The organism is Roseomonas sp. KE2513 (assembly GCF_016107305.1).
Classification (GTDB): domain Bacteria; phylum Pseudomonadota; class Alphaproteobacteria; order Acetobacterales; family Acetobacteraceae; genus Roseomonas.
The window spans coordinates 1-581 of sequence record NZ_RCVR01000181.1; the positions used below are offsets into that span (position 1 = coordinate 1).

At 65.9% G+C, this 581-nt stretch carries 1 protein-coding gene; it reads left to right on the plus strand.

The window, feature by feature from the left end; all coding sequences use genetic code 11:
- The first annotated feature begins 79 nt into the window (after window positions 1-79).
- Window positions 80-310, plus strand: a complete 231-nt coding sequence (locus tag D9599_RS30850; RefSeq protein WP_198385153.1) for a DUF2171 domain-containing protein — start codon at window positions 80-82, stop codon at window positions 308-310.
- The last annotated feature ends 271 nt before the right edge of the window (window positions 311-581 follow it).

Below are 581 nucleotides of genomic sequence, written 5' to 3' on the forward strand. Positions count from 1 at the left end.
TTATTGTCACGAACTCGCCACGCCGACTTTGGCTCCGCTCATGCGTTAAGGCCGCGCACCAAGGAGAAGGACGATCTGCATGGTTGATCTCAGCCAGATCAAGGAGCATGCGAAGGTGATCGGCGCCGACGGCGTTCATGTCGGCACCGTCGATCATGTCGAGGGTCACCGCATTAAGCTCACGAAGCAGGACTCGGGCGACCAGCACCACCACTACATCTCGACCGGCCTGATCGCGGAGATCGAGGACGGGACCGTGCGCCTTTCCGCGAACGCCGATGTCGCGGTGACGATGGAAGAGTCCGAGTAGCACGGGCGGCGGGGTCCATGCGGGGCGCCTGACGGGGCTTTGCCGCCCCGCCCGCGCCTCGCGGGCGCGCCTCCCGTCCCACTGTGCTCACGCCACGGCAGCCGGCCGGGCATGGCCCATCCGCGTGCAGAAGATAGTCCCGGCACTTACCAAGCCTCTCTTCCTCCGGATTCCTTCATGCCAGACCCGACGTCCAGGCGATCGATTCCGCTTCGGCAAGACACCACCCTGCGCCGCCGGAACGCTGCAAGACCTCGGCGTCGCCGCCCAC